Genomic DNA, 6,961 nt, shown 5'->3' on the forward strand with positions numbered 1-6,961 from the left:
GGGCCGTCCTCGAAGGGGAAGAAGGCGTCGGAGGCCGCGACGGCTCCACGGGCACGCTCGGCGTCCTCGGCGAGGGTGTTGGCGCGCTCGACGGCCAGACGGCAGGAGTCGACGCGGTTGACCTGGCCCATGCCGATGCCGACCGACGCACCGTCGGAGGCCAGCAGGATCGCGTTGGACTTGGCGGAGCGGCAGGCCTTCCAGGCGAAGGCGAGGTCGGCGAGCGTGGCCTCGTCGGCGGCCTCGCCGGTGGCCAACGTCCACGAAGCCGGGTCGTCGCCCTCGGCGTCGACGTGGTCGACCTGCTGCATCAGCAGGCCGCCGGAGATCGGCCGGGTCTCGACCGCGGCGCGCTCGTCGGCGTCGGCGACCAGGATCCGGATGTTCTTCTTGCCCTGCAGGATCTTGACGGCACCGTCCTCGTAGCCAGGCGCCACGATGACCTCGGTGAACACCTCGGCGACCTGCTGGGCCATCTCGACCGAGACCGGCCGGTTCGAGGCGATCACGCCACCGAAGGCGGAGACCGGGTCGCAGGCGTGCGCGCGCCGGTGCGCCTCGGCGATGTCGGCGCCGACGGCCAGGCCGCACGGGTTGGCGTGCTTGATGATCGCGACGGCGGGCTCGGCGAAGTCGTTAGCGGCCCGGCGCGCGGCGTCGGTGTCGGTGTAGTTGTTGTAGGACATCTCCTTGCCGTGCAGCTGCTCGGCCCGGGCCAGCCCCGCCGGCCCGTGGCCGTTGAGGTAGAGCGCGGCCTTCTGGTGCGGGTTCTCGCCGTAGCGCAGAACGTTCGCCTTCTCGTACGTCCCGCCGACCCACGCCGGGAACCCGGTGCCGTCGGAGGTGTCGGTGAGCACGGAGCCCATCCAGGAGGCGACGGCGACGTCGTACGTCGCGGTGTGGACGAACGCGGCCGCGGCGAGCGCCTTGCGCTGGTCGTAGGTGAACCCACCGGCCACGAGCGCGGCGAGGGTGTCGGCGTACTGCTCAGGAGAGGTCACGATCGCGACGGAGGGGTGGTTCTTGGCGGCAGCGCGAACCATCGAGGGGCCGCCGATGTCGATCTGCTCGACGACCTCGTCCGGCGCGGCGCCGGAGGCGACGGTCTGCACGAACGGGTAGAGGTTGGAGACGACCAGGTCGAACGGCTCCACCTCCAGCTCCTTGAGCTGCTGGACGTGGGAGTCGAGACGGCGGTCGGCGAGGATGCCGGCGTGCACGCGCGGGTGCAGCGTCTTCACGCGCCCGTCCAGGCACTCGGGGAAGCCGGTCAGGTCCTCCACCTTGGTCACCGGCAGGCCCAGCTTCTCGATCAGCGCCGCAGAGCCACCGGTCGAGACGAGCTCGACACCGGCGTCATGGAGTCCGCGGACCAGGTCCTCGAGACCGGTCTTGTCGTAGACGGACACCAACGCCCGCTTCAATGCGATCTGGTCCTGCACAGCCAAACTCCTCATCGGTCAATGAATTCGATGAGGGCACCCAGGCGGTCGATGCCGTCTCTTCACACTCCCCGGTGGTCCCCCACCTGCGCCAGTCGTGTGGTCGTACTCTAACCGCTCAGTCGCGGCCGAATCGAACCCGCCTGCCGTCCACCGTGTAACCCTCCTGGGCGATCCGGCCGACCGTCTTGACGAGCATCGAACGCTCGACGACCTTGATCCGCTCGTGCAGCGTCTCCTCGGTGTCGTCGTCCTCCACGGGCACGCTCACCTGGTCCATGATCATCCCGGTGTCGACCCCGGCATCGACGATGAACAGCGTCGCCCCGGTGACCTTGACCCCGTAGTCCAGCGCGTCCCGCGCGCCGTGCATCCCAGGGAAGCTCGGCAGCAGCGCCGGGTGGGTGTTGAGCGTCTTCCCGCCGAACCGGCTCAGGAACGCGACCCCCACCAGCTTCATGAACCCCGCGGAGACAACCAGATCAGGCTCGTACGCAGCGACCGACCCGGCCAGCGCCGCGTCCCACTCCTCGCGCGAGGAGAAGTCCTTGACCTTGTGCACGAAGGTCTCGATCCCGGCGTCGGTCGCCCGGGTCAGGCCCTGGATCCCGTCGCGGTCCGCACCGACCGCGACGACCTCGGCCCCGTAGTCCGGGGAGGCACAGGCATCCAGCAGGGCCTGGAGGTTGGTGCCCGAGCCGGACACGAGGACGACGAGACGAAGAGGCACGGCTGTCACTCTAAACGCGGTCTCGACAGGATCGGCCACCGGCTACGCAGGCAGGGAACGCCGGTGCCACCAGGTCATCGCGAGCCCGGCGAACAGGCCGGCCAGGCCGAAGAAGGCGATGCCGTTGACGAGCACCTGCCCGGCGTACGGCCCGATGTCGGCCATCCGGCCGGGGCCGACGGCACCGCCCGCGATGCCCGAGGCGATGGCGAGGACGAGACCGGCGACGACCCCGGCGCTGACACCGCGGAGCGCCCCCTCGGACCAGCGCAGCGTCGGCCGGTGGCGCTGGACCCGGCAGACCGCCACGAAGGCGGTCAACGGCCCGAGCGCCATCACCGCGGCGACCCAGGCGGGCGGGGCGCCGTTGTCGGGCAGCGCGGCGAGCATCGGGAACATCGGTAGCGGCCCGAGGGCGACCGCGGTCGGTGCGACCGTGGTGCCGACGCCGACGCTGAACCCCGGCCCGAGGGCGTACGCACTGGAGAAGAGCACCGCGTTGGGCAGCACGAAGACGGCGAGCAGCGAGTAGAGGATGATCCCGCCGACGTCGAGGTGGAGCTGGGAGACGACGTTGATCGAGGTGGTGAAGTCGGCGAAGAGGGCCACGAAGAACAGCAGCGTGCTGACCGCGAGCCACCAGACCAGGATCGACCTCACCATGACCAGTACGTCGACGGCGGCGCGCGGCAGCAGCGTGATCCACAGCGCCGCGCGGCCGGAGCCGACCGCGATCGCGGGCATCGCCACGACCGCGCAGAGTCCGACGGACCAGGCGAAGACCCCGGCGATGCTCGGCGAGGTGGCCGGGGACCCGGCGACGAGCGCCGTAGCCAGAGCCGTGGCGGTGTATCCGAGCGTGAAGAGCCCGACGACGACCGGGACGGTTAGGTCGCGCTCACCGTCGGCGAGGGCGTTGGCGTCCGGCCCGTGCAGCGAGACCGCGTCCCCTACCCGGATGGCGACCTGCCACATCGCCCAGGCGAGGACCAGGGTCAGCCCGAGCGGGACCACGGTGACCGCGACCCCCGAGACGAGGACGCCCGACCCGTGACCGAGCAGCCAGCCGAGAGCGGCGACGCGCAGCGCGTCCGACGGCTCACCATGAGCGCCCATGTCGCTGATGAACCAGCCGAGGATGCCGATCGCCAGGCACACCACCAGCGGGGCGGCGGCCGTGCCGACCCCGCCGAGCAGCGCTACCGCGACCAGCGGGCGGCGGTGGCGGAGATCGTGAAGATCATCCGCGGAGAGCCCACGGTCGGGGGTGCGAGGTGGCAGAAGGGACGACATCGCGACTCATCCTCCCAAGCCACGCGGCCCCGATCCTGGCGACGCGCCGCCCGAAAAGGTCTTGTGCACGCCTGATACCCACCTGTGCATCGGCGACCATTGCCGATCATTCGACCGAATCACCTACAGTTGACCGCTGACATGGGCATGAGCATGGCAGACCACGAGACCTTCGAGGCGTTCTATCAGGACGTCCGTGGGCGCCTCCTTCTCCAAACCTGGTCGCTGACCGGAGATCTGGAGGCCGCCAAGGGTGCCGTACGCGGCGCGATGGTCATCACCTGGCACCACTGGCGCAAGGTGAAGCCGATGGACGACTTCGACCGCGAGGACTGGGTGCGCCCGATCGCGTGGTCCAAGGCGATCCGCAACCACTCGGTGCCGCTGCTCCACCGCGACCAGACGATCGCGCCGGAGGCGCACAGCACCCTCTCCGCGCTGCGCAGCCTGCCGCTCCACGACCGCAAGGTCTTCCTGCTCGGCCACCTCACCAGCGTCGACCTCGCCCAGCTGGCCCGCGAGGTCGGCACCCCGATCAGCCGCACCGAGACCGATCTGCAGGGCGCCAACGCCGCCATCTGCGACGAGCTCGGCATCGTCCCGGAGCAGCTGCAGTCCATCTTCGACCCGCTCGTCGACGTGCTCACCGAGCAGCCCTGGCCGAAGACCTCGACGATCACCACCGCCGGCGCGGTGCGCCGCCGGGTGCACACCGGCATCGGCGCGGCCGCGGCCATCGCCGCCCTGGTCGGCACCGGCTTCTTCGTGACCCAGGACGCCGAGACCGAGCCGCGTCTCAACACGCTCTCGATGCAGTCGGCTGCCGAGGAGTTCGAGGTCGAGCCGAGCGAGGTCCCGGGCAAGAAGCTGACCGCCAAGGACCTCGTGGCCGAGGACGAGGTGGCGAAGATCTACGGCGGCACCTGGGCCGTCGACATCACCTCCGACAACCTCGAGGGCACCGGCCTCACCATCCCCTGCCAGGCCGAGGCCTCGGCCGACCGTCGGCCGGTGGCCAGCCTGGCGCGCACCTTCAACGCCAAGGCGAAGTCGACCCAGGCCGGCACCACCATCGAGTCCTCCGTCGACGTGAAGGCTGCTTCGGCCGCGTACAAGCGGATGCAGGGGTGGTACGCCGCCTGTGCCGAGCCCCGTTACCAGCTGATGTTCACCGAGTCGGTCAAGGGCATCGGCGACGAGGCGACCCTCTTCGCCTACCGCGACTGGGCGAACAACAGGGCGGTGACCTACGGCGTCGCCCGCACCGGCAACCACACCGCCGCGGTCACCGTGAAGACCGAGGGCAAGTCCAGCGCGACCGCCGCGAAGACCTCGACCATGCTCGGCACCGCCGTCCACAACCTCTGCTCGATGCCGAACGCCGGCGCCTGCGTGGAGACCAAGCGGCCGCGGGCGACGGTGGCGCCGATTCCCACGGGCAAGGCTCCTGGTCTGATCAATGTGACCGACGTGCCGCCGGCGAACAACATCAGCGACCCCTGGGAAGCGACCGAGGCGAAGGCGGCCAAGTCCAACCCGGCCAAGACGCGCTGCGACAACACCGAGTTCAACGCCAAGGGGATGTCGGGCGCCCAGACCCGATCGTTCCTGGTCACGGAGACGAAGAAGAAGCTGGCGGACACCTTCGGGCTGACCGAGACCGTCGGAAAGTTCTCCTCTGCGAAGGAGGCCCAGGCGTTCAACTCCGGCATCCGCACCCGCCTCGACGCCTGCGGCAAGAAGGAGCTCGGCAGCCACGTGACGCTGCTGGAGAACGACGTCAGCAAGAACCAGGCCGTCACGGTCTGGTACATCCGGGTCGAGCTCAACGAGGACACCTCCATCTTCTACCGGATGGCTGCGATCCGGAGGGGCTCCAACGTCGCCCAGATGAGCTTCGTGCCCGACGGCAACGCCGACATCAGCAACTCCGACTTCGTCGCGCTCGCCAAGCGCGCTGCGTACCGGCTCGACTATCTCTGAGACTTTCCTGCCCCGGAATGCAACCGGGGCTGCCGTTCACGCGTCTGCATCGTTGACACTGACAATGGGCCCGTTCGGGTAGGCCCAGCGCATGGGCCCGGGGTCGGGTCGATGCCGGCCAGGAGAGGCGAGCGATGGACGAGGACGAGTTCGACGCGTTGTACAACGCGTCCTACCGCCGCGTGTGCGCCCAGGTGTACGCCATGATCGGCGACGTCGACGAGGCGTCCGAGTGCGTGCAGGAGGCCTTTGCCCGCGCCTGGGCGCATCGACGAAAGCTGTCCTCGGTCGACTACCCCGAGGCGTGGGTGCGCACGACCGCCTACCGCCTCGCCGTGGGTCGTTGGCGCAGGAAGAAGTACGCCTCCCGGGCCGCCGACCGTGCCGTCGGTGCGCGGCTGGAGATGCCCGCCGTCGACGAGACGCACGTGGCACTCGTCGCCGCCCTGAAGCAGCTACCCGAGGCGCAGCGACAGGCGATCGTCCTGCACCACATCGCGGATCTGCCGGTCCACCAGGTCGCCGCCGAGGTCGGTGCCCCCACCGGAACCATCAAAGCCCGGTTGGCTCGAGGACGAGCCGCCCTTGCCGAGCTCCTTGCCGAAGAATCTCCCGGCGCCGTCTGGAAGGAGGCCTGAGATGAGTGACCCGATCTCGCGTCTGGACCAGTTCCGCGCTGATACCCCTGGAGCACCGATGAAGTCCGCAGCCGAGGTACGTCATCGGGGTGACCAGATCCGGCGCCGCCGCCGGGCCGTCGTCACTGCCGGCGCCGTGGCCGCCGCCGCTGCGGTCGCCGGACCCATCATCTTCCTCTCCTCCGGCTTCGGCGACCGGGCGATCGACCCCGCACCGGCGCCGAGCGAGACCCCGAGCACCACCACCCCCAGCCCGTCCGGATCCGCCTCCGCGGGCCCGTCCGACCTGAGCCGCGCCAACCTCCCGGTCGCCGAGGACCTGGTCGCCGCCGAGCCCGATCCGCCCTGGGCCGAGAAGCAGACCTACGACGGGGAGGGCAAGGACGCCTACAACCCGTGCCTCACGAAGTCTCTGGGCGATTCCGGAGCCGATGCGGCATTCCGCCGCGACTTCGAGGTCGATCCCACGCTGAACTCCGAGGCCGAGACCTACGGGACCCTGAATGCCGTAGTCGCCGAGTACGCGTCACCAGAAGCCGCCGAGGGCGCCCGCCAAGACATCGCGGATGCCGCTGCCTCGTGCACCTCTGTCGACGCGGAGCCTGTCGGCTCGCTGCCGGCCAGGGGCGGCATCATCTCGGATGGGCACATCTACGTCATGACGTACCTGCCCGACGACCCCGGCCTGAACGCTCGCTGGGAGGTCGCGACCGCCGTTGTCACCGCCGAGAACCGGGTGCTGGTGATGACCCGGCAGCGGGGCGTACAGGACTACGTCTCGCCCACCGACCTGCAGACCTCCGCGATCAACGCCGCCCACCGCATGGTCGGTGCGACGATCCCGGCCAAGCCGTCCACGGACCCGTCCGCACCGG

At 69.9% G+C, this 6,961-nt stretch carries 6 protein-coding genes and 1 riboswitch; of the genes, 3 read left to right on the top strand and 3 right to left on the bottom strand.

Annotation, left to right across the window (positions count from 1 at the left end; genetic code table 11):
• The 3 genes from purH to ACRDPS_RS21200 all read right to left on the bottom strand — a co-directional run.
• The coding region (gene purH, locus ACRDPS_RS21190; protein WP_431503645.1) for a bifunctional phosphoribosylaminoimidazolecarboxamide formyltransferase/IMP cyclohydrolase at positions 1-1,457 on the bottom strand (1,457 nt) is incomplete at its 3' end.
• A 16-nt stretch (positions 1,458-1,473) separates the two neighbouring features.
• A riboswitch (ZMP/ZTP riboswitch) is annotated at positions 1,474-1,551 on the bottom strand.
• Positions 1,552-1,560: 9 nt separating this feature from the next.
• Positions 1,561-2,172 (bottom strand): phosphoribosylglycinamide formyltransferase, encoded by a 612-nt coding sequence (gene purN, locus ACRDPS_RS21195; RefSeq protein ID WP_431503646.1) that lies wholly within the window; start codon positions 2,170-2,172, stop codon positions 1,561-1,563.
• Between the two features lie 42 nt (positions 2,173-2,214).
• Positions 2,215-3,465, bottom strand: coding sequence for a cell division protein PerM (locus tag ACRDPS_RS21200; RefSeq protein WP_431503647.1), 1,251 nt, complete (start codon positions 3,463-3,465; stop codon positions 2,215-2,217).
• A gap of 153 nt (positions 3,466-3,618) precedes the next feature.
• On the opposite strand from ACRDPS_RS21200, the gene ACRDPS_RS21205 reads away from it, so the two are divergent.
• From ACRDPS_RS21205 to ACRDPS_RS21215, 3 genes are all read left to right on the top strand, one after another.
• A complete protein-coding gene (locus tag ACRDPS_RS21205) occupies positions 3,619-5,448 on the top strand; it encodes a hypothetical protein (RefSeq protein WP_431503648.1) in 1,830 nt (609 codons plus the stop codon).
• Between the two features lie 134 nt (positions 5,449-5,582).
• Complete coding sequence (locus tag ACRDPS_RS21210) at positions 5,583-6,086, top strand: RNA polymerase sigma factor (RefSeq protein WP_431503649.1); 504 nt, start codon at positions 5,583-5,585, stop codon at positions 6,084-6,086.
• A 1-nt stretch (position 6,087) separates the two neighbouring features.
• A partial coding sequence (locus tag ACRDPS_RS21215; protein ID WP_431503650.1) for a hypothetical protein occupies positions 6,088-6,961 on the top strand: 874 nt, incomplete at its 3' end.

Origin of the sequence: Nocardioides sp. (assembly GCF_050699375.1) — a bacterium.
GTDB lineage: Bacteria > Actinomycetota > Actinomycetes > Propionibacteriales > Nocardioidaceae > Nocardioides.

Excerpts from the sequence above, each read along its gene's own strand:
- ACRDPS_RS21205 (WP_431503648.1), top strand. The coding sequence starts at position 3,619 with ATGGCAGACCACGAGACCTTCGAGGCGTTCTATCAGGACGTCCGTGGG.
- ACRDPS_RS21210 (WP_431503649.1), top strand. The coding sequence starts at position 5,583 with ATGGACGAGGACGAGTTCGACGCGTTGTACAACGCGTCCTACCGCCGC.
- ACRDPS_RS21200 (WP_431503647.1), bottom strand. The coding sequence starts at position 3,465 with ATGTCGTCCCTTCTGCCACCTCGCACCCCCGACCGTGGGCTCTCCGCG.